This is a genomic window from Sphingomonas sp. Leaf4 (assembly GCF_920939515.1).
Taxonomy (GTDB): domain Bacteria; phylum Pseudomonadota; class Alphaproteobacteria; order Sphingomonadales; family Sphingomonadaceae; genus Sphingomonas.
In genome coordinates this window covers 140,685-162,502 of sequence record NZ_CAKLBB010000008.1, presented here as the reverse complement: position 1 = coordinate 162,502, position 21,818 = coordinate 140,685, and the positions used below count along the sequence as shown (strand labels likewise).

General features: G+C 68.4%; 19 protein-coding genes. 10 read left to right on the top strand and 9 right to left on the bottom strand.

What is annotated here, in order from left to right; translation table 11 throughout:
- Positions 1 to 155: 155 nt before the first annotated feature.
- The 6 genes from LRA89_RS13805 to LRA89_RS13780 all read left to right on the top strand — a co-directional run bounded on the left by LRA89_RS13805 (position 156) and on the right by LRA89_RS13780 (position 5,646).
- The gene (locus tag LRA89_RS13805; protein WP_230771059.1) at positions 156 to 2,666 is read left to right on the top strand and encodes a helicase-related protein; all 2,511 of its coding nucleotides are present in this window, start codon (positions 156 to 158) and stop codon (positions 2,664 to 2,666) included.
- Complete coding sequence (locus LRA89_RS13800; RefSeq protein ID WP_056498211.1) at positions 2,666 to 2,983, top strand: RNA-binding S4 domain-containing protein; 318 nt, start codon at positions 2,666 to 2,668, stop codon at positions 2,981 to 2,983. Before LRA89_RS13805 ends, LRA89_RS13800 begins: the two co-directional genes overlap by 1 nt.
- A gap of 36 nt (positions 2,984 to 3,019) precedes the next feature.
- On the top strand, positions 3,020 to 3,361 hold the full coding sequence (fdxA, locus tag LRA89_RS13795) for a ferredoxin FdxA (protein WP_055762052.1): 342 nt from the start codon (positions 3,020 to 3,022) through the stop codon (positions 3,359 to 3,361).
- A gap of 245 nt (positions 3,362 to 3,606) precedes the next feature.
- Entirely contained in the window at positions 3,607 to 4,140 is a 534-nt protein-coding gene (locus tag LRA89_RS13790) for a CarD family transcriptional regulator (protein ID WP_055762049.1), read from the top strand.
- Between the two features lie 109 nt (positions 4,141 to 4,249).
- Positions 4,250 to 4,945 carry a head GIN domain-containing protein gene (locus tag LRA89_RS13785; RefSeq protein WP_230771056.1) on the top strand — a complete coding sequence of 232 codons (696 nt, stop codon included), beginning with the start codon at positions 4,250 to 4,252 and terminating at the stop codon, positions 4,943 to 4,945.
- A gap of 41 nt (positions 4,946 to 4,986) precedes the next feature.
- Positions 4,987 to 5,646, top strand: a complete 660-nt coding sequence (locus LRA89_RS13780; RefSeq protein WP_230771054.1) for a head GIN domain-containing protein — start codon at positions 4,987 to 4,989, stop codon at positions 5,644 to 5,646.
- Positions 5,647 to 5,649: 3 nt separating this feature from the next.
- On the opposite strand, the gene LRA89_RS13775 is transcribed toward LRA89_RS13780, so the two are convergent.
- Entirely contained in the window at positions 5,650 to 6,738 is a 1,089-nt protein-coding gene (locus LRA89_RS13775; protein ID WP_230771052.1) for an alkene reductase, read from the bottom strand.
- A 58-nt stretch (positions 6,739 to 6,796) separates the two neighbouring features.
- On the opposite strand from LRA89_RS13775, the gene LRA89_RS13770 reads away from it, so the two are divergent.
- Positions 6,797 to 7,699, top strand: coding sequence for a DMT family transporter (locus tag LRA89_RS13770; protein ID WP_055762036.1), 903 nt, complete (start codon positions 6,797 to 6,799; stop codon positions 7,697 to 7,699).
- On the opposite strand, the gene LRA89_RS13765 is transcribed toward LRA89_RS13770, so the two are convergent.
- Positions 7,696 to 8,886, bottom strand: a complete 1,191-nt coding sequence (locus LRA89_RS13765) for an amino acid aminotransferase (RefSeq protein ID WP_230771051.1) — start codon at positions 8,884 to 8,886, stop codon at positions 7,696 to 7,698. The two genes, LRA89_RS13770 and LRA89_RS13765, sit on opposite strands and share 4 nt — an antisense overlap.
- Before the next feature lie 645 nt (positions 8,887 to 9,531).
- Complete coding sequence (locus LRA89_RS13760; RefSeq protein ID WP_230771049.1) at positions 9,532 to 9,786, bottom strand: glutaredoxin domain-containing protein; 255 nt, start codon at positions 9,784 to 9,786, stop codon at positions 9,532 to 9,534.
- Positions 9,787 to 9,887: 101 nt separating this feature from the next.
- On the opposite strand from LRA89_RS13760, the gene LRA89_RS13755 reads away from it, so the two are divergent.
- Positions 9,888 to 10,568 carry a COQ9 family protein gene (locus LRA89_RS13755; RefSeq protein ID WP_230771047.1) on the top strand — a complete coding sequence of 227 codons (681 nt, stop codon included), beginning with the start codon at positions 9,888 to 9,890 and terminating at the stop codon, positions 10,566 to 10,568.
- A 242-nt stretch (positions 10,569 to 10,810) separates the two neighbouring features.
- Here the strand turns inward: LRA89_RS13755 and LRA89_RS13750 are convergent, their stop codons facing one another.
- Together LRA89_RS13750 and LRA89_RS13745 are read right to left on the bottom strand one after the other, a co-directional pair.
- Complete coding sequence (locus tag LRA89_RS13750) at positions 10,811 to 11,038, bottom strand: hypothetical protein (RefSeq protein ID WP_230771045.1); 228 nt, start codon at positions 11,036 to 11,038, stop codon at positions 10,811 to 10,813.
- Between the two features lie 28 nt (positions 11,039 to 11,066).
- Positions 11,067 to 11,693: a TetR/AcrR family transcriptional regulator gene (locus LRA89_RS13745; protein WP_443024975.1), complete on the bottom strand. Its 627-nt coding sequence runs from the start codon at positions 11,691 to 11,693 to the stop codon at positions 11,067 to 11,069.
- A gap of 95 nt (positions 11,694 to 11,788) precedes the next feature.
- Between LRA89_RS13745 and LRA89_RS13740 the strand changes: the two genes are divergently transcribed.
- On the top strand, positions 11,789 to 14,017 hold the full coding sequence (locus LRA89_RS13740; RefSeq protein WP_230771040.1) for a TonB-dependent receptor: 2,229 nt from the start codon (positions 11,789 to 11,791) through the stop codon (positions 14,015 to 14,017).
- Positions 14,018 to 14,276: 259 nt separating this feature from the next.
- Entirely contained in the window at positions 14,277 to 15,503 is a 1,227-nt protein-coding gene (locus tag LRA89_RS13735) for a spinster family MFS transporter (protein WP_230771039.1), read from the top strand.
- Positions 15,504 to 15,568: 65 nt separating this feature from the next.
- Here LRA89_RS13735 and LRA89_RS13730 read toward each other — a convergent pair whose 3' ends face one another.
- From LRA89_RS13730 to pheS, 4 genes are all read right to left on the bottom strand, one after another.
- Positions 15,569 to 17,140, bottom strand: coding sequence for a peptide chain release factor 3 (locus LRA89_RS13730; protein WP_230771037.1), 1,572 nt, complete (start codon positions 17,138 to 17,140; stop codon positions 15,569 to 15,571).
- A gap of 270 nt (positions 17,141 to 17,410) precedes the next feature.
- Complete coding sequence (locus tag LRA89_RS13725) at positions 17,411 to 18,280, bottom strand: aldose 1-epimerase family protein (protein ID WP_230771035.1); 870 nt, start codon at positions 18,278 to 18,280, stop codon at positions 17,411 to 17,413.
- On the bottom strand, positions 18,277 to 20,640 hold the full coding sequence (gene pheT / locus LRA89_RS13720; protein ID WP_230771033.1) for a phenylalanine--tRNA ligase subunit beta: 2,364 nt from the start codon (positions 20,638 to 20,640) through the stop codon (positions 18,277 to 18,279). Before pheT ends, LRA89_RS13725 begins: the two co-directional genes overlap by 4 nt.
- A complete protein-coding gene (gene pheS / locus LRA89_RS13715) occupies positions 20,637 to 21,806 on the bottom strand; it encodes a phenylalanine--tRNA ligase subunit alpha (RefSeq protein WP_230771031.1) in 1,170 nt (389 codons plus the stop codon). The genes pheT and pheS overlap by 4 nt, the downstream gene beginning before the upstream one ends.
- Positions 21,807 to 21,818 lie beyond the last annotated feature (12 nt).

Sequence of the window (21,818 nt, the reverse complement as noted above, 5' to 3'; positions counted from 1 at the left end):
CGCCCGTCCCGGCCCGATGCTCCTCCTGTGAAGGCAATGGTTTAAAGTCAAATGAACCGGGCCCCGCATCGCGACCGGCGGTGGCGGCGCAGCGGCAAAGGGAAAGCACGCGAAAGCCGTTGCATGCACGCCCGACAGACCCGATGTTACCGGTGATGAGTCAGTTCGCGCGTAGCCCGGTCACTGCGGTGCTGGGGCCGACCAATACCGGCAAGACCTATCTCGCGATCGAGCGGATGTGTGGCCATGCCTCGGGCATGATCGGCTTTCCGCTGCGGCTGCTGGCGCGGGAGAATTATGACCGCGTCGTCGCGATGAAGGGCGTCGAGAATGTCGCGCTCGTTACCGGCGAGGAACGGATCGTGCCGCCCAAGGCGCGCTGGTTCCTCTGCACCGCCGAATCGATGCCGCTGGAGCGCGAGACGGCGTTCGTCGCGCTGGACGAGGCGCAACTGGGCGCCGACCCCGAACGCGGCCATGTTTTCACCGACCGGTTGCTGCGCGCGCGCGGGCGCGAGGAGACGATGATCCTCGGCTCGGACGCGCTCAAACCCATGGTCCGCGCGCTGGTGAAGGATGCGGAGATCATCACCCGGCCGCGCTTCTCGACGCTCAGCTACGCCGGCGCGCGCAAGCTGTCGCGCCTGCCGCGTCGTTCGGCGATCGTCGCCTTCTCCGCCGAGGAAGTCTATGCGGTGGCCGAGGCGATCCGCCGGATGCGCGGTGGTGCTGCGGTGGTGATGGGCGCGCTGTCGCCCCGCACCCGCAACGCGCAGGTGCAGATGTTCCAGTCGGGCGAGGTCGATTATCTGATCGCCACCGACGCGATCGGCATGGGGCTGAACCTCGACGTCGCGCATGTCGCCTTCGCTTCGCTGCGCAAGTTCGACGGCCGGCGGCAGCGGCGGCTGACCGTCGCCGAAATGGCGCAGATCGCCGGCCGCGCCGGGCGGCATCACAAGGACGGCAGCTTCGGCGCACTGGTCGAGGAAGGGCCGAACGCCTTTACGCCCGAGGAAGTGCTGGCGATCGAGGGGCATCATATCCCCCCGCTCGAACGGCTTTACTGGCGGCGGGGCGAGCCGGATTTCGCCAGCCTCGACGCGCTCATCGCCTCGCTGGAGGAAAAGCCGCAGCATCCCGTGCTGACCGTCGCGCCGCAGGCGATCGACCTGATCGTGCTCAAACGGCTCGCCGAGGAGGACTGGGTCCGCGCGCGCACCCGCTCGCCGATGATGGTCCGGCGGCTGTGGGCGGCGTGCGGCGTGCCCGATTTCCGCAAGCTAGGGCCGGACCCGCACAGCCGCTTCGTCGGCCGCATCTTCAGCCATTTGAGCGAGGGGGCGGGGCATATCCCGCACCAGTGGTTCGCCGACGAACTGCAACGGCTCGACCAGATGAACGGCGATGTCGAGACGATCGCCGGCCGCATCGCCGCCGCGCGAAGCTGGGCCTATATCGCGCACCGTGCCGACTGGCTGCTCGATCCCGAGCATTGGGCGGCGCGCACCCGCGCGGTCGAGGAAAAGCTGTCCGATGTGCTGCACGACCGCCTGCGCCAGCGGTTCGTCGATCAACGGACGACGGTGCTGCTGCGCAGGATCGGGGCAGGGGCGGCCGACCTGCCGGTCGACGTCGCGCCGGATGGCATGGTCAGCGTTGATGGTCATGACATTGGTCGGTTGACTGGCTTCCGCTTCGACGTGTCGCCCGACACCCGCGTCGCCGACAAACGCCTGCTGATCGCCGCTGCCGAAAAAGGGCTGGCGAAGGAACTCGCCAAACGCGGCAGCGAACTGGTGGTCGCTGTCGATGCCGAACTGGCGCTGCTCGCCGATCCGGGGGGCGTGCCGGGCGTCACGTGGAACGGTCTGACCGTCGCGACGCTGGGGCCGGGGCCGACGCTCGACCGGCCGGTGATCGCGCTCGACCGCAGCCTTGCCGTCCTGTCGCGCGACACGCAGGGGCAGGTCCGCGACCGGCTGACCACATGGGTCGCGACGAGCAGCGCAAGGCAGGTGCCGACGCTCACCACGCTTGCCGCGCTGTCGCGCGACCCGGCGGCCAATGGCACGCTGCGCGCGATCGCCGCCGCGCTGGCCGAGGTCGGCGGTATCGCTCCGCGCGACGGGTTCGACACGATGGCCCACGCGCTCGACCCAGATGACCGTCGCCGGCTGCGTCGCGCCGGCATCACCATCGGCACGCTCGACCTGTTCGACCCGCGCCTGTTCCGCCCCGCCGCCGCTCGCTGGCGCGCGGCGCTGCTCGCGGCGCGCGACGGGCAGCCGATCGAACCGCTTGCCCCGGTCGGCGCTAGTATCCTTCCCGCCGGGCAGGGGGCGTGGGGCTTCCGCCGGCTGGGTGCGCAGGCGGTGCGGGTCGACCTGCTCGAACGCATCGCGCGCGCGATCCACGACAGTCGCAAGGGTGCGGCGCCCTTCACCCCCGACGTCGCGCTGGCCACCTCGATCGGGTTGAAGCCCGATACGATCGCGCCGCTGATGACGCTGCTCGGCTTTCGTCCCGCGGCCCCGGTTGATGCCGTGCCGCAGTGGCGTTGGGGTGGGCCGCCGCGCCGCGCTCCGGTTCGCGTTGCCCCGCCGCCGGTTGCCCGCCCCGGCAATGCCTTTGGCGCGCTCGCCGGGCTGGCGTTCGATCGCTGATGCCGCGCACCGCCGCCGATCCGTCGATCCGCCTCGACTTGTTCCTGTGGTTCACCCGCTTCGCCAAAAGCCGCAGCGCGGCGCAGGCGATAGCCGAGGCGGGGATGCTGCGGATCGACGGCCGCCGCATCGAACGCGCGCATTGCCCGGTGCGGGTCGGCAATATCCTCGCCTTTCCGCTTCATGGGCGGGTGCGGGTGCTGCGGGTCGAGGCGCTGCCGGTCCGGCGCGGTCCCCCGTCCGAAGTACAGGCGCTTTACACGCTGCTGGAACCAGGGTCGTCCAGCCCCGTTGACGGGGCGGGTTCCCCGGCATAACGCGGGACCGCAATAGTCCCGGAGCTTGTTCGACCCATGACCTACGTCGTCACCGACGCCTGCATCCGCTGCAAATACATGGACTGCGTGGAAGTGTGTCCGGTCGACTGCTTCTATGAGGGCGAGAACATGCTCGTCATCAACCCCAGCGAGTGCATCGACTGTGGGGTGTGCGAGCCCGAATGTCCCGCCGAAGCGATCCTGCCCGATACCGAATCCGGGCTGGAGCAATGGCTGGAGCTGAACGCGACCTTCTCGGCGCAATGGCCCAACGTCACCCGCAACGACAATCAGACGCCGCCCGATGCCGACAAGTGGAAGGGCGTCGAGAAAAAGTACGAGGAACATTTCTCGGCAGAACCCGGCGCGGGCGACTGATCGGCCAAGCGCTTGTTCCACGTGGAACAGTGCGTCGCCGGACCGTGCCAAACCGGTTCGGCTTTGCCACTGGTAATTTTGTTGCGGTGATGCTATAGCCTCGCCCGACGGCGGCACTTGTCCAAGCGCCCCCGCCCGGAGAGCCACCTCTAGCTTACGCCCCCGTCGCCGACCTGTCTGCCCGCTGTTCCGCGTGGCCGATGCTGCGCTCGTCGAACGGGGTGACGACCACGGAAAGGTTACCAATGGCTGCCAAGGCATTGTCCTTCGATGTCGGCGATTATGTCGTGTACCCCAAACACGGCGTCGGTCGTGTGATCGAGCTTCAGCGCAGCGAAATCGCTGGCATGCAGCTCGAACTCTATGTTCTGCGTTTCGAAAAGGAGCGGATGACGCTCCGCGTTCCGACCAACAAGGCCGAAAGCGTCGGCATGCGCAAATTGTCGTCGGACAAGACCATGCGCGAGGCGATGGAAACGCTGAAGGGCAAGCCCAAGGTCAAGCGGACGATGTGGTCGCGCCGCGCCCAGGAATATGAAGCCAAGATCAATTCGGGCGACCTTGTGTCGATCGCCGAAGTGGTCCGCGACCTGTTCCGTGCCGACGACCAGCCCGAACAAAGCTATTCCGAGCGCCAGATCTTCGAAGCGGCGGCCAGCCGCCTCGCGCGCGAACTGGCGGCGATGGAGCAGGTCGACGAGCCCAAAGCGCTCGACCGCATCGTCGAGATCCTGCGCGAAGCCGCGGCGATTTATAACAAGGAAAAGACCGCCGCCTGACCTTGGGTCGGCTGCGGTTGCGAACGGGGCGGTCGGCAACGGCCGCCCTTTTTGCGGTTGCGTGGCCATCGTCATGCTGTATTGTAACGGCAATACACAGGGGGAAGTGATGCGCGCAGCGATGGTCGGACTGTTGATGATGGCGGCGTGCAGCAATGGCGGAGCCAGCGAACCTGCCCGAACCGCCGAGCGTACCGTCGCGCTGCGCGGCTTTTCGGGGGTCGACCTCGCCGGACCCGACCGGGTCGATGTCGTTACCGGCCGCGATTTCGCGGTACAGGCGCGCGGCGACGCCGCCGTGCTCGACCGGCTGACCTTCGAGGTGAAGGGCACGACGCTGCGCATCGCGCGCAAGCCGCAGACCGGCTGGAACTGGCGCGACCGGACGGCGGTGATCCGCGTCACCCTGCCCGCGCTGAAGGCCGCTACGCTCAGCGGATCGGGCGACCTGTCGATCGATCGCGCGGCGGATCTGACCGCGCAACTGACCGGATCGGGCGACATGACCATCGCCCGGCTGACCGGCCGCACCGCCCGACTGGGCCTGCGCGGATCGGGCACCATCGCCGCCGCCGGCCGGGTCGACAGCCTTGCGTTGTCGCTCAGCGGATCGGGCGACATCGACGCGCGCCAGGTCAAGGCATCGCAGGCCTCGGTCGCGGTGGCGGGATCGGGCGACGTCTCGGCCGATGTCGACGGTCCGGCGGCGGTGTCGCTCACCGGATCGGGATCGGCGACGCTGGGGGCACGGGCGCGCTGCACGGTGCGCAAGGCGGGATCGGGCGAGGCGCGCTGCGGCGGCTGATCGCGCTTGCGATCGGCGGTGCGGGGCGCGATGCTGCGTCCATGCTCGCTACCCTGCTCGCCGTCCTCCTGCTCCAGCCCGCGTCCGAACGGCAATGGATGCTGACCGGCTTCGACCGGGTGCGGGTCGACGGACCCTATGCCGTCACCATCACCACCGGCAGCGGAGCCTCGGCGCGTGCCGCCGGTGATCCCGCCGCGCTCGAACAGGTGCAGTTGCGCGTCGAGGGCAATACGCTGATCGTCCAGCCGCTGCGCGATGATCGCGGCCGGCCGGCCACCGCCGCCCCGGCGATCATCGTCACTACCCCGCGCGTCGCCGCGATCAGCCTGCGCGGCGGCGGCACCGTCCGGCTCGATCGCGCGCGGGCCAGCCGGGTCGATCTGGCGCTGACCGGCGACGGCACGATCGAGGTGGGCGAAGTCGATGCCGAGCAACTGACGCTGACGCTGCTCGGCGCGGGCAGGGCGGTCCTCGCCGGCCGTACCGGCCGCGCGCGGATCATGGTCAACGGTGCCGGCAGCATCGCCGCCGACGCACTCGACGTCGGCGACCTGCTGGTCCAGATGAGCGGCACCGGCGACGGCCGCTATCGTGCCCGCTACACCGCCGACATCGCCGCCTCGGGATCGGGCAGCGTCACGGTTGGCGGCACCCCGCGCTGTCGCACGCGCGGCACCGCTACCATCCGCTGTGCCTAGGGGTTACGCCGCCGCCGTTTCGAGCGTGGGATAATCGGTGTAGCCCTCGGCCCCGCGTGAATACCACGTCGCCATATCGTCCTTGTTGAGCGGTGCGCCCTGCCGCAGCCGTTCGGGCAGGTCGGGGTTGGCGAGATACGGCCGGCCGAACGCAATCGCATCGGCGATACCGGCATCCAGCTCGGCCTGCGCGTTGCTGCCGTCATAATCCTGGTTCAGCACCAGCGGGCCGGCGAACACCTTGCGGATCGCCGGTGACACGCGCGGCTGGGTGGTGCTGCCGAACGTGCCGTCCGGCCCCGGCTCGCGCAGTTCGAGGAAGGCGATACCCTTGTCGTTGAGCAGCTTCGCGGCGGGTACGAACACGCTCGCCGGATCGCTGTCGATCACGCCCTGCGTATCGCCGTTGGGCGAGAAGCGCACCGCCGTCCGCCCCGCACCCACTTCGGCGATCAACCGGTCGACGACCTCGCCCAGCAGGCGAATGCGGTTCTCCACGCTGCCGCCGTAATCATCGTCGCGCTGGTTGGCACCGTCGCGCAGGAACTGGTCGATCAGATAGCCATTGGCGGCATGCAACTGCACCCCGTCGAACCCGGCGGCCTTCGCGTTGCGCGCCGCCCGGCTGTAATCGTCGAGCACCCGCGCGATGTCGTCGGTCGTCGCGGCGCGCGCCTGCGCATAGGGCTTCTTGCCGTCATAGGTATGCGCCTGTCCCGGCGCGGTGGTGGCCGATGCCGACAACGGCGCCGCCCCGTCGAGAAAATCAGGATGTACCACCCGACCCATATGCCAGAGCTGGGTCACGATCCGACCGCCGGCGGCATGGACCGCGGCGGTGACCGGCTTCCACGCCTCGACCTGCTCGTCGGTCCACAGCCCCGGCGCATAGGGCCAGCCCAGCCCCTCGCGGCTGATGCCGGTGCCTTCCGAAATCAGCAACCCGGCCGAAGCGCGCTGCGCATAATAGTCCGCCATGATTGCGCTCGGCACATGTGCCCGGCTCGACCGGCCGCGGGTCAGCGGCGCCATCAGGATGCGGTTGGGGGCTTCGATGTCTCCGAAGGCAATGGAATCGAACAAACTCGGCATGGCGGCTCTCTACATCAATTATGGGCGACGTGCGAAAGATAGGGGGGTAGGGGGCGGCATGCAGCCGGTATCCCCTGAAACAAAAGCTTCGCTCCCCCCAAGCGTTCCGCGTCGCGCGGTGCTGGCGGTGATCGTCGCCAACGTCGCGCTGGCATTCGGGCCGTGGTTCGTGCGCCTTGCCGATACCGGACCGGTCGCCGCCGCCTTCTGGCGAATCCTGCTCGCGCTGCCGGTGCTGCTGGTCGCCGCCGCATGGGCCAATCCGCGCGCGATGACCCGTGCGGGGTCGCTGTGGCTGCCGATCCTGATCGCCGGGCTTGCCTTTGCGGTCGATCTGGGAAGCTGGCACATCGGCATCCGCCGCACCACGCTCGCCAACGCCACGCTGTTCGGCAATTGCGCGGTGCTGATCTTCCCGCTCTACGGCTTCCTCGCCATGCGCCAATGGCCGACGCGGGTGCAGGGCGCGGCGCTGCTGCTCGCGGCGGTGGGCGGCGGCCTATTGATCGGGCGCTCGGCCGAGCTGTCGTCGCGGCATCTGGCGGGCGATCTGTTCTGCCTGCTCGCCGGCGTGCTCTACGCGGTCTATTTCATCGTCATGGCCGGAGTGCGGCGCAGCGTCGCGCCGCTTCCCGCGCTGGCGCTGTCCAGCATCGCCGGCGTCCTGCCGCTGCTCGGCTTCGCGCTATTGCTCGGCGAACCGATCTGGCCGGGCACCTGGTCCCCGCTGCTGCTGCTCGCGCTGGTCAGCCAGATCGCGGGGCAGGGGCTGATGATCTATGCGCTCGGCGCGCTGACGCCGCTGGTCGTCGGCCTCGCGCTGCTCGTCCAGCCGCTGGTGGCGGCGACGATCGGCTGGCTGGCCTATGGCGAGCGGCTGACCGCCACCGACGCGATCGGCGCGGCACTGGTCGCCACCGCGCTCGCCATTGTGGGTACGCAGCGGCGGAAGGCGGGTTAGCTCACGCCCGCCCGGCCAAGATCGACCAGCGCCTCGCCGAAGCGCGCGATGTCGCCCGGCGCGAAGCCGGCGATGTTGATCCGGCCCGATCCGGCCATATAGATGCCGTGGGTCGCGCGCAGCCATTCGATCTGCCCCGGGCTGAGCGGCAGGGTAGCGAACATGCCCTTGCCCTGCGCGAGTGGGGCGAGATCGACCGACCCTGCCTGGCCGATCGCCGCCAGTTCGGCGCGCAACCGCTGCAACCGGCCGCGCAGACCGTCCAGCTCGCCGCGCCAGTCGGCCGCCAGATGCTCGTCCTCCAGCACGATCCGCACCGTCGCCGCGCCATGATCGGGCGGCATCGACCAGTTGGCGCGCGCCAGCGCCAGCAGGTTGGACAGCACCACGTCGCGGTAATCGGCGTCGGGCGCGCTCACCCACAGGGCACCGGTGCGCTCGCGGTACAGCCCGAAATTCTTGTCGCACGAATAGGCGACGATCCCGAACGGCACCGCGCCCAGCACGGTCCGCGTGCCCAGCGCGTCGGCCTCCATGCCGTCGCCCAGCCCCTGATAGGCAAGGTCGACGAACGGGATCAGCCGGCTGTCGGCCACCGCATCGGCGATCGCACGCCATTCGCCGGCATCGGGATCGATTCCCGTCGGGTTATGGCAGCAACCGTGCAGCAGGATCGCGTCGCCCGCCTCGGCCTGGCCGATCGCGGCGCGCATCGCCGGCAGGTCGATCCGCTGCGCCGCCATGTCGAACGCGGCATGGGATACGACGGTAAGGCCGGCGGCGGCGAAGACCGGCGCGTGATTGGCCCAGCTCGGCTGCCCGACGAGGATGCGGCGCACCCCGGCCTTGGCGAGCAGCTCCGCGCCGAGCCGGAGCGCACCGGTGCCGCCCGGCGTCTGCAACCCGCAGCGGCGGTCGGCGGGCAGGGTATCGCCGAACACCAGCGGTTCGAGCAGCGCGGTGAACCCCTTGTCGCCCTCCGGCCCCAGATACGCCTTGCTGTCCTGCGTCGCGATCAGCCGCATCTCGGCCTGCTTCACCGCCAGCATCACCGGGGTATGGCCGGCATCGTCACGGAACACGCCGACGCCGAGGTCGATCTTGTGGGCACGCGGATCGGCACGATACGCCCCGATCAGGCGGAGCAGTGAATCGGCAGGCTGTGCGACGAGCGAACGGAACGGCATGGGTATCCCCGGACTGGAACGGGACCCACCGGCGGCGGTCGCGTGCGGCGCTGCATCATGCGGGTCGGAATGCGCGTCCGATAGGACAAGCGGGTGGCGTTGGAAAGACGCGGTGCGTGTCGCGGTGTGGTGACGGGAAACAGGAAGAAGGGCGGTTCACGCGGAGACGCGGAGAAGAAGCAGAAGATGTTTTCGCGCAGAGGCGCAGAGGCGTTGCGATCGAGACGGCCTTCACCGATCCGGCGAAGTCTCTTGTTCGTTGCAGCCGGTAGATGGAGCGCCGCTATCGCGGCAAGCGCCTCATCTCTGCGCCTCTGCGCCTCTGCGCCTCTGCGCGAAAACACCTCCCTGCCGGACGCAGCCGTCCGCAGCGCCATACCGGCTACGCGAACGCCTCACCACGACCGCAACCCCTTCGCGTCTCCGCGCCTTCGCGTGAAAACATCTTCTTCCGATACGCGACGGCAGAAAGAAGGGTGATCCACGCGAAGGCGCGGAGACGCGAAGGGGTTCAAGCGGGACGGACGGCCATCACCGATCCGGCGGAGCCTCCCGTCCGTTGTCGTCCGCAATGGAGTGCCGCTATCGCAGCGAGGGCTGCGTCTCTCCGCGTAAGCCAACCTTCCTCCCCCCATCCCGTATTGCTCAACCCGACTGCCCCGCCAGCCAGCGTTCGAGATCGTCGCTCCCGCCGATGCGTTCGTCGCCGACGAACACCTGCGGCGTGGTGGGGACGTCGTGTTCGGCCTTGAACGCATCCACCTCGTCGCGGGTGCGCAGGATGCGGTCGTCGACGGTGAAGCCGGCATGTTGCAGCAACTGCTTGGCCTTCACCCCGAACGGGCAGGTGTGATCGCTCAGCACCATGCGGTAGAGGACGGCGTTACGGGCTTCGGTCATGGCATGAACTCCCTCAGGTCAGCCGCCCCAACGCACCCATCGCGCCGCAAGGTCCGCGCGAAGGGCTGGCGCGGGGCAGGGGGAGCGCCTAGCTAGGGCGCATGACCAAGGAGGATGCGATGGCCCCCGCCGATCTGACGCTCGACGAACTGCGCGAGGGGCTTGCCCCGCTGGTCGCGGCCAATGCGGCGTTCGATGGCTGGTCCGATGCGGCGGTGCGCGCGGCGGCGGAGACGTTCGGGGCCGATCCCGATGTCGCGCGCCTCGCCTTCGCTGGCGGCGCGGTCGACATGATCGATGCGTGGTTCGCCGAGATCGACCGGCGGATGATCGATGCGGTGCCCGCCGACGCGCTCGCCGCCATGAAGATCCGCCAGCGCATCACCATGCTGGTCGAGGCGCGTCTGGCGGCGGTGGCGGGCGAGCGCGAGGCGTTGCGCCGCGCGCTCGCGATCCTCGCCATGCCGCAGAACGTCGCGCGCGCGGCGCGGCTCGGATGGCGGACGATGGACCTGATCTGGCGGCTGGCCGGCGATACCGCGACCGATTACAACCATTATACCAAGCGGGCGATGCTCGGCGCGGTCTATGCCGCGACCGTCACCGTGTTCCTCGACGACGAGAGCGGCGGCCATGCCGACACCCGCGCCTTCCTCGCTCGGCGGATCGACGGCATCATGCGCTTCGAGAAGCTGAAGCACCAGTTCCTCTCCTCGCGCGACCCCGAACGCAGCCTAAGCCTGTCGCGCTTCATCGGCCGGCTGCGCTATCCGGCGGTATAGTCGGCTTCGTTCGATCTGCGTGAAGAAGGCTGGTTCGCGCGGAGACGCTGAGGGGTTCCGGGCGAGGGCGGGTTGACGCCCTTGGCGTCGGAAGCTGTCTCTATCGGGATCGAATTTTGGGAATGGCCGGGTCTGGTCGAAAACGGATGTTCGCGGGTTCTTCAGTCCGCGTCGACAAGTCGTTCGCACGGCTGCTTTCCAACGACCCGCACTCTCGTATGGATATGGCTTGTGACATAGCCTCACTGCATCCGCGCACCGTTGATGCACCGGACCTCGATCGTGCCTTCGATCTGAGGAATACTGTAGAAGTAGCCACTCCAAAGTTGACGCAGCCTTTGCTCGGCCCCGCTACTGTTGGTGACAAACTGAGCGTTAGCTGCCGTTCCCACAAACGGGCGTTCGGGCGACTTGCCGGCTTTGCCCAGTCGCAGCCGATCAGCATCGGGAAGCGCTGCCGCCAACCGCAAGCGCGCGCCTTCCGCGCCTTCGCGTGAATCAGGAACCCGGCGCGATCCCCCGTGCCAGCAGGGTCGCCACCGCGTCCGCCACCGCGTCGGGGGAGCGATCCTCGTCCCATACCCCGTAGCGCAGGCCGAGGAACACGTTCATCCCCATGATCGCCCACGCGTGGACCTCCGACACGTCGTCGCGCACCTCGCCGCGCCCGGCCGCCGCCTGTAGCCGCGCCAGAATCCGCTCCGCCGTCGTCGCATAATGGCGGCGGAAGCTGGCCGGATCGACGAACTCTGCCTCGTCGATGATCCGGTACAGTTCCTTGTGCGCCCGCACGAAGCGGATGAATTCGAACAACCCGGCGCGCTCGGCCGCGATCTGCCCGTCGGCATCGCGGATCGCGGGGGCGACATGATCGCGCACCTGCGCCGACATGTCGGCCACCAGCGCGCGGAACACCGCGTCCTTCGAATCGAAATAGGTGTAGAAACTGCCCAGCGCCACGCCCGCCCGCCGGGTGATGCCGCTGACCGACCCGTCGTGGAACCCCTTCTCGCCGAACTCCGCCGCTGCCGCGTCGAGGATCGCGCGCTGCGTGCGCCGCCCGCGTTCGGTACGCGGCGTCTTGTCCGGCGTGTGCGCCTCGCTCGCCATTTTCGGCCTCTCCATCCGGTTGAAGTTGAAACCCGGTTCGACTTTCAGTATAGCGATCCACGACGACGTACAACCCGAACCAACGGGTGGCGTCCAAAAGGGAGAGGTTGATGCGCCGCACGTTCGCAATCCGCACCGTCATGCTGCTCGGCAGCGCCATGGCCATGCCGGCCGTGGCACAGGAAACCCCGCGCGAAACCCCGGCCGGGTCGCAGTCGATCACCCAGGATCAGGGCGACGGCGACATCGTCGTCACCGCCCGCCGCCGCGCCGAAAGCGTGATCGACGTGCCGATCGCCATGTCGGTCGTGACCGGCGATCAACTCACCCGCACCGGCGCGGTCGACATTACCGCGCTGCAGGACAAGACACCGAACCTGACGCTCCAGATCGCGCGTGGCTCCAACTCCACGCTGATCGCCTTCAGCCGCGGCGTCGGGCAGCAGGACCCGCTGTGGGGCTTCGAACCCGGCGTCGGCCTGTATCTCGACGATGTGTATGTCGCCCGCCCGCAAGGCGCGGTGCTCGACATCTTCGACGTCGAGCGGGTCGAGGTGCTGCGCGGGCCGCAGGGGACGCTCTACGGCCGCAACACCATCGGCGGCGCGATCAAATATGTGACCAAGCGCCTCGGCAACGATTATGCCGCCACCGCCCGCGCCTCCTATGGCTCGTACAACCAGTTCGACCTTGTCGGACAAGTCACGGTGCCGCTCACCGACAGCCTCGCGATCGGCGGCGCGATCGCGCGCTACAAGCGCGACGGCTATGGCACCAACCTGACCACCGGGGCCGATCAATATGACAAGGACGTGCTGGCCGCGCGCGTCTCGGCCGAATGGACGCCCGGCGACGGCGTGTTCGTGCGCTTGGCGGGCGACCGCACGCTCGACCGGTCGAACCCGCGCCACGGCACCCGACTGCTCGGCAACGGCACCGACGCGCGCTACGCGCCGACCGCCAGCGTCTATGACACCCGCGCCGGGGTGGGCGATCGCAACCGGGTGGTGGCGCAGGGGCTGTCGCTGACCGGCGAGTTCGGCCTGTCCGACACGCTCACCGTCAAATCGATCAGCGCGTACCGCGAAGGCGCCACCAACACCGTCATCGATTTCGACAATACCGCGCTCCCCACGCTCGACGTGCCCGCCGAATATGACGACTGGCAGTTCACGCAGGAGCTGCAACTGTTGCTGCAGGGCGACCGGCTGCAGGGTGTGTTCGGCCTGTTCTACCTCAATGCTAAAGCGTCGGGCGCGTTCGACACGGTGCTGGGCGGGTTGAACCTCACCACCTTGACCGCCGGCGAGGTGAAGACCAAGAGCTATGCCGCGTTCGGCGACCTGAGCTACGACCTGACCGACAAGCTGCGGATTTCGGCCGGCCTGCGCTATACCAAGGACGACAAGACCGGCACGGTGTTCCGCCGCAACTATACCGGCATCCGCTCACCCCGGTTCGGCAATGCCGCCGCGGTGCCGGGGCTGATCCGCACCGATTACACCAACGACCGCAGCTTCGACCAGTTCACCCCGCGCGTCTCGATCGCCTATGAGCCGCGCCCCGACCTCAACCTCTATGCGTCATGGGGCAAGGGGTTCAAATCGGGCGGTTTCGACATGCGCGGCGACGCGGTGTTCACCCCGACGACAGTGAACGGCTATGATCCCGAAAAGATCAGCAGCACCGAAATCAGCATGAAGGGCGCGTTCCTGAACCGCACGCTGTTCCTGAACCTTGCCGGCTATTATTCGCGCTACACTGACCAGCAGGTGACGATACAGGTTCCCAATGTCGCCGGCGGCATCGCCAGCTTCGTCGATAATGCCGGCAAGGCCGACATCTACGGCGTCGAGATCGAGGGCCGTATGGTCCCGTCGCGCCATTTCTCGGCGCAGGTGTCGCTGGGCTACACCAACGCCGACTACAAGGAATTCCTGACGTTCGTCGGCGGCGGCACCACGCCCGTAGACGTCGCCAACAGCCGCGTGTTCCAGAACACGCCTGAGTTCACCGCCGCCGCCTCGTTCACCGCCTCGACCGATGTTGCCGGCGGCACGCTGTCGATCACTCCCGAAGTGACGTTGCGCAGCGATTATTCGCTGTTCGAGATTCCCACCCCGGCGCTGGATCAGGACGGCTATGCGCTGGTCAACGCCGCCGCGAACTGGATTTCGGAGGGCGGCCGCTACCGCCTCGGCGTGGCGCTGCGCAACCTGACCGATCAGCGCTATCGGGTGGGGGGCTACAACTTCCCCGGCGCGCTCTTCGGCAATTCGGTGATCGGCTATTACGGCCCGCCGCGCACCGCCACCGCCACGTTCGAGGTGCGGTTCTAGGGCGGACGCGACATTCAGCCGGACGGCGGCGCTTGGCGCCTCCCCTCCCTGACAAGGGAGGGGCCGGGGGTGGGTCGGCCCGCGAGGAAACAGAAGCGTTCCACAACCGGCCGACCCACCCCCAACCCCTCCCTTCCAGGGAGGGGAGCAGGTTGGGACGGCATTTCGTCGAAGGTCGATCCGGCCTGAAACCACGACATCTATCGTTCCTGCGCGGCCGGGAATGACGGAAATCCGGCACCGCCTGTAGAGGGCCATCATGAAGAACCCCCGTCTCACCCTCGCCATGCTGCTGCTGGTGTACAGCTTCAACTTCCTCGACCGGCAGATCTTGTCGATCCTCGCCCAGCCGGTGCAGCGCGATCTCGACCTCGACGATTCGCAGATGGGGATGCTCGGCGGCCTCGCCTTTGCCGCGCTGTATTCGACGCTGGCGATTCCGCTGGCGCTGATTGCCGATCGCACCAGCCGAAGCTGGGTCATCACCATCAGCTTGGCGGTATGGAGCGCGTTCACCGCGCTGTGCGGCACCGCGCAGAATTTCACCCAGATGTTCCTGTTCCGCCTCGGCGTCGGGGTGGGGGAGGCGGGCGGCGTCGCCCCGTCTTATGCGCTGATCGCCGATAGCTTTCCGCCCGAGCGCCGCGCCCGTGCGCTTGCCGTCTATTCGCTCGGCATTCCGCTGGGCGCGGCGGGCGGGGTGCTGCTCGGCGGCTATATCGCGCAGGCGGTGGAATGGCGCACCGCGTTCTTCACCGTCGGCCTCGCCGGCCTCGTCATCGCGCCGTTCTTCCGCTGGCTGGTGAAGGACGTCCCGCGCGCACCGGTGGCCGCAGACCGGGTTCCGGTCGGCCGGGTGTTCGGCATCCTCGCCGCCAAGCCGGGGTTCTGGCTGCTGGCGTTCGGCGCGGCGGCGGGGTCGATGTGCGGCTATGGCGTGGCGTTCTGGCTGCCCAGCCTGATGATGCGCAGCTTCGGCCTGTCGCTGGTGCAGACCGGCCAGTTCTTCGGCGCGCTGCTGCTGACCGGCGGGGTGGCGGGCATCCTGCTCGGCGGCGCGCTCGGCGACCGGCTGGGCGCGCGCGACAAGCGCTGGTACGCGCTGCTCCCCGCCGCCTGTTACGTGCTCGGCACGCCGCTGTTCATCGCGGGCGTGCTGTCGGGCGGATGGACGGCGGCGTTCGCGCTGTTCCTGCTGCCGCAGGCGCTGGTCTATGTCTGGCTGGGGCCGGTGCTGACGGCGGTGCAGCACCTCGTCCCCGCGCATATGCGCGCGACCGCCTCGGCGTGTTTCCTGCTCGTCAACAACCTGATCGGGCTGGGGCTGGGAAGCTGGGTCGTCGGCGAATTGTCGAAGAGCCTCGCGCCCACCTACGGCACCGAATCCTTGCGCTACGCGATCGCGGCGGCGCTGTGCCTGTATCTCGTTGCCGGCACGCTGATGGCGCTCGCGAGCCGGCGGCTGGAGCGCGACTGGGTGGCCTGAGTTTCGGGCTCACCCCAAGGGCGTGAACCAGCCTGCCTCGGGCCTTCCCGCCGCTCGCGGGAACCTCAACGCTCCCGCGTGGCCGCGAACGTCACCTTGGAATATCGATCGGCGATATAGCCGACTTCCCACGCGCTCTTGGCCAGAAACACCGGATTGCCGTCACGATCCTTGGCCATCGCCGATCGGTGCAGATCGGTGAACGCCTTAAGGTCGACCGGATCGCCCGCCGACACCCAGCGCGCGGTTTCGAACGGGGCCATTTCCAGCCCCGCCGCGACCTTGTATTCGGCATCCAGCCGCGACAGCAGCACGTCCAACTGCAACTGCCCGACCACGCCGATGATCCAGTTCGATCCGATGTCGGGATAGAAGACCTGCGTCACCCCTTCCTCGGCCATGTCGTCGAGGGCTTTCCGCAACTGTTTGGTCTTGGTCGGGTCCTTCAACACGACGCGGCGCAGGATTTCGGGCGCGAAATTGGGCAGCCCGGTGAAGCGCACATCGGCCCGTTCGGACAGCGTGTCGCCGACCCTGAGCGTCCCGTGGTTGGGAATGCCGATGATGTCGCCCGGAAACGCCTCGTCGGCCAGTTCGCGTTCGCGCGCGAAGAACAGGATCGGCGAATGGATCGCGATCGGCTTGCCGTGCCCGGTCGGGGTCAGCTTCATGCCGCGCCGGAACGTCCCCGAACACAGCCGCATGAACGCGATGCGATCGCGGTGGTTGGGGTCCATGTTCGCCTGCACCTTGAACACGAACCCCGTCACCTGCGCATCGCCCGGCGCGACGGGGGCGGGCTCGGCCGGCTGCGGCCGTGGCGGCGGGGCGTGGGCGGCGATGGCGTCGATCAGCGAATCGACGCCGAACTCCTTCAGCGCCGATCCGAAATACACCGGCGTCAGGTCGCCCGCGCGATAGGAATCGCCGTCGAACGCGGCATAGCCCGCCACCGCCAGCTCGGCTTCCTCGCGCAGCCGCTCCGCGCCTTCGGGCGACAGCACGCTGTCGATCCGGGGATCGTCGAGGCCGGCGAACTGTTCGACCTTGCCTTGAAAATCCTTCGTTCCCGCCTCGGGCTGGAGCAGCCGGTTGTCGACGAGGTCGTAGATCCCCTCGAACTGTCCGCCCATGCCCGCCGGCCACGTCATCGGGCACACGTCGAGTTGCAGCATCTCCGCCACTTCGTCGAGCAGCGCGAACGGATCGCGCCCTTCGCGGTCGACCTTGTTGACGAAGGTGATGATCGGCACGTTGCGCAGGCGACACACCTCGAACAGCTTGCGCGTCTGCGGCTCGATGCCCTTGGCGGCGTCGATCACCATCACCGCCGAATCGACGGCGGTCAGCGTGCGGTAGGTGTCCTCGCTGAAATCCTCGTGGCCCGGCGTGTCGAGCAGGTTGAAGGTCAGGCCGTTCCGCTCGAACGTCATCACCGACGATGTGACCGAGATGCCGCGCTGCTGCTCGATCTTCATCCAGTCGGAGCGCGCCCGCCGCGCCGCGCCGCGCGCCTTGACCTCCCCGGCCAGATGGATCGCGCCGCCGAACAGCAGCAGCTTTTCGGTGAGGGTGGTCTTGCCCGCGTCGGGGTGCGAAATGATCGCGAAGGTGCGGCGATCGGCAAACTGAGTCATGGCCGCGCTCTAGGGCGCGCGGGGGGGAACCGCAACGGGTCCGGCGTTCGAGGCTGTTTTCACGCGAAGGCGCGGAAGCGCGGAGAAGAAAAAGTTATCGCGCAGAGGACGCGAAGGACGCAGAGAGGTGCGCCTGCCGCGTCAGCGGCTCTCCTTCTCACGCGATAACGGGAGGCTTCGCCGGACCACTACAGCGGTCCTGGGCACAACCTCTCTGCGCCTCCGCGCGAAAAACCTTCTTCTCCGCGCCTCCGCGCCTTCGCGTGACAATCAACCGACCAACGTCACCGACATCGCCACCCGATGCGTCTCTCCCGGCGCGACCCGGCGGATTCCGGGCTTGTCGAAGATATCGCCATCGAACCCTTCCGGGTCGGCGATCCCGTCCCACGGCTCGATGCAGACGAAGTTCGCACCCGGCTTCGTCCAGACTCCCAGCCGCGGCATCCCCGGAAAATCGACCCGCAACTGCCGTCCGCTCTCGGTCCCATAGGATACCGACGTACTGGCAACCGGGTCCCAGACCAGCGCGTCGTCTTCGAACAGCCTGTCGGTCAGGTGCAACACCCGACCTTCCAGCGGCGACGGCCGGGGGTTGGCCGAGATCGTCCCATTGGCCGCGATTTCGGCGATGGTGCCCGCTTCGGCGTCGGAAAACATCATCCGGTGCGCTTCCTTGGCCCCACCATAGGGGAGCGGCCATGCGAACGCCGGATGAAAGCCGATGCTCGCCGGCAGGTCTTGCTCCCCCGAATTTGTCACGCTTACCAAGGTCTTGAGCGTCGCACCTTCCAGCGAATGTTCCACGTGAAGCACAAACGCGAACGGGTACATGCTGAGCGTCTCGGCATCGTCCGCCAATGCGAACGTCGCCGACGTGTCGTCCTGTGCGACCTTCGCGAAGTTGCGCCGCCGCGCGAAGCCATGCTGCGGCATGACATAGCTCGTGTCGCCCAGCCGATAGCGATCGCCGTGCAGCCGCCCGACGATCGGAAACAGGATCGGCGCATGCCCGGTCCAATACGCCGGATCGGCGTCGGTCATCAGCTCGCGCCCCCCGGCATCGCTGAGTGAGAGCAACTCCGCGCCCAGATCGGCGATCGTCGCGGTCAGGATGCCGTTCGACAAGGTGGTGGTCATGCCCGCAGGCTCGCGCCGATCTTGGCCGCCGCCGCGACGACCTTGTCCGACACCGCCTTCAACTCGGCATCGGTGAAGCTCTTGGCACCCGGCTGCAACGTCACCTCGACCGCGAGGCTCTTGTGGCCGGCCTCGACCCCGTTGCCGACGAACACGTCGAACAGCCGCGCATCGACGATCGCCGCCTTGTCCGCGCCGCGCACCGCGCGCACCAACTGGTCGCCGCTGACACCATCGCCGACGAGGAACGCGAAGTCGCGCGTCACCGCCTGCAATGTGGGCGGCGCATAGGCCGGGCGCATGAACCCGCTGCCCCGCTTCGCCGGCAGCGCGTCGAGGTAGAGTTCGGCCGCGACCGTGCCCTGCGGCAGGTCGAACGCCTTCGCCAGTAGCGGATGCAGCACGCCGAACACCGCCAGCACCGTCTTGGGGCCGAGCCGCAGCGTTGCCGACTGCCCCGGATGGAACACCTCGCCGACGGCCTCCATCACCTGAAGGTTGCCGACCGGCGCGCCCGCCGCCTCCAGCAGCGCCAGCAGTTCGCCCTTGGCATCGAACGCGTCGAAGCCCTGCGCCTTGCCGCCGCGCCAGCCGCGTGGGCTGCGCTCGCCCGCCAGCACGATGCCCAGCGTCGCCCGCTCGCCATCGGCGAGATAGCGCCGGCCGATCTCGAACAGCCGCACGCTGCCCGCCCCGCGCTTCAGGTTGCGCGCGGCGGCGCTCAGCAGTCCGGGCAGCAGCGACGGCCGCATGACCGCCAGGTCGCTGGCGATCGGGTTCACGACCTCCCACGCCCCGCCACCGAACGGTGCGGCCGCGTCGTCGGCGATGAAGCTCCACGTGATCGCCTCGGCGAGGCCACGTGCCGCCGCCGCGCGACGCATCCGCCGCTCCAGCTTCTGCTCGGCCGTCGCGGTCGGCCGCGCGACCCCCGCCCCGCGATCGAGCGGGGTCGAGGGCACCTTGTCGAGCCCCTCGATCCGGATCACTTCCTCGACCAGATCGGCCACGCCGTCGATATCGCGCCGCCACGACGGCACCGTTACCGTCCAGTCGTCGCCGATCGTGAAGCCCAGCCGTTCCAGAATCTCACGCTGCCGCGCCGGGGCGACGTCCAGCCCGCCGAGCGACGCGACCCGCGCCGGATCATGGACGATCGTCCGCGCGTCGAGCGGCGGCTCGCCCGCGCGTGTCACGCCGCTGGCGGTCCCGCCGCACAGCCGCAGCACATAGTCGGTGGCGATCGCCAGCCCGTCGTCGAGGAACGCCGGATCGACCCCGCGCTCGAACCGCGTCCGCGCATCGCTGGTCAGCGCGAGCCGCTGTCCGGTGCGGGCGATGGCTTCGGGGGTGAAATACGCGCATTCGATCAGCACGTCGGTGGTGTCGGCCGACACGCCCGAATGCTCGCCGCCCATGATCCCGCCGATGTCGTGGACCGCGCCCGCATCGGCGATCACCGTCTCGCCGCCGGCCAGCGTATACGCCTTGCCGTTGAGTGCCACCACGCTCTCGCCGGCCACCGCCTTGCGCGCGACGAGACCGCCATTCAGCCTGGCCATGTCGTACACATGGAGCGGCCGCCCCAGATCGAACATCACGTAATTGGTGATGTCGACAAGCGTCGAGATCGGCTTCTGCCCGATCGCGGTCAGCCGCCGGCGCATCCAGTCGGGGGATTCGCCGTTGGTGAGGCCATGCACCGCCTGTCCGTGGAACGCCGGGCAACCCCCGGCATCCTCGATGGCGATATCGGGGCCGGGACCGTCGCCCGCTACCTGCGGCACGACGAGCGGCTTCAACACGCCGTATCCCGCCGCCGCCAGATCGCGCGCGATGCCGCGCACGCCCATGCAGTCCTGCCGGTTCGGCGTGATGCTGACGTCGATCACCGGATCGTCGAGCCCGGCATAGGCGGGGAAGGGGGTGCCGACCGGGGCGTCCTGCGGCAGTTCGATGATCCCGTCGTGATCCTCGCCCAGCTCTAGTTCGCGGGTCGAACACATCATGCCGTTCGATTCGACACCGCGGATCGCGGCGACCTTCAGCACCATGCCGTTCGCCGGCACCGTCGCACCGGGCATCCCGAACACCCCGAGCAGACCCGCGCGCGCATTGGGCGCGCCGCACACCACCTGCATCGGGCCGTCACCGGCATCGACCGACAGCACCTGCAGCTTGTCCGCCTGCGGATGGCGCTCGGCGCTCAGCACCCGCGCGACGCGGAAGCCGTCCAGCTTCGCCGCCGGGTTCTCGACACCTTCGACCTCCAGCCCGATGCGGGTCAGCCCATCGAGGATCGTGTCGATCCCGGCATCGGTGTCGAGATGCTCGCGGAGCCAGCCAAGGGTGAACTTCATGCGCCTACTCCTCCCGACAGCGTGGGCACGTCGAGGCTGTTGAATCCATAATGTCTGAGCCAGCGCAGATCGCCGTCGAAGAACGGGCGCAGGTCGTCCATGCCGTATTTCAGCATCGCCAACCGATCGACCCCGGTGCCGAAGGCGAAGCCCTGCCACTCGTCCGGGTCGAGCCCGCAGGCCGCGATCACCCTGGGGTGGACCATGCCGCTGCCCAGCACCTCCATCCAGCCGCCGTTGCCCTTCGCCGGATCGCCACCGACGACGCGACGGCCCTTTTCCAGGCGGTAGCCGACATCGACCTCGGCCGACGGTTCGGTGAACGGGAAATAGCTGGGCCTGAGGCGCAGGACGATGTCGTCGCGCTCGAAATAGGCCTTGAGGAACGTCTCCAGCGTCCATTTGAGATGCCCCATATGGATGCCGCGATCGATGACGAGGCCCTCGATCTGGTGGAACATCGGCGTGTGGGTCGCATCCGAATCGCTGCGATAGACCCGGCCCGGCGCGATGATGCGGATCGGGGGCTGCTGGGCCATCATCGTGCGGATCTGCACCGGGGAGGTGTGGGTGCGCAGGACGTAGCGTTCGGGCGCGACGGTGGCGGAGCCACCGTCGTCGGACGGCGCTTCGGCACCGCCGGCCGCGCTTGCCGACTGCTCGCCCCGCAGGCTTCGGCGCTGCGCGTAGAACGTATCGTGCATCGCCCGCGCCGGATGCGTCTCGGGAATGTTGAGCGCGGTGAAATTATGCCAGTCGTCCTCGATCTCCGGCCCGGTCGCGACCGCGAAGCCCAGATCGGCGAAGATTTCGGCGAGTTCGTCCATGACCTGGGCGACGGGATGCACCGCGCCGGGAGCAGGGCGATCGACCGGCAGCGTCAGGTCGACCCGCTCCGACGCCAGCTTCGCCGCCAGCGCGCGCGCCTCCAGATCGGCCTTGCGCATGGCGATGGCGTCGCTCACCGCCTCGCGCAGGGCGTGGATGCGCGGCGCGACGCCCTGCCGCTCGTCGGGCGACAGCCCGCCCAGCGTCTTGAGCAGTCCCGTCACCGCCCCCTGTTTGCCCAGCGCATGGACACGCACCGCGTCGAGCGCATCGAGCCCGGCGGAGGCATCGATGGCGGCGAGCAGATCGGCGCGCAATTGGTCGAGATCGGGGGTCACGGTGGCTCCGGT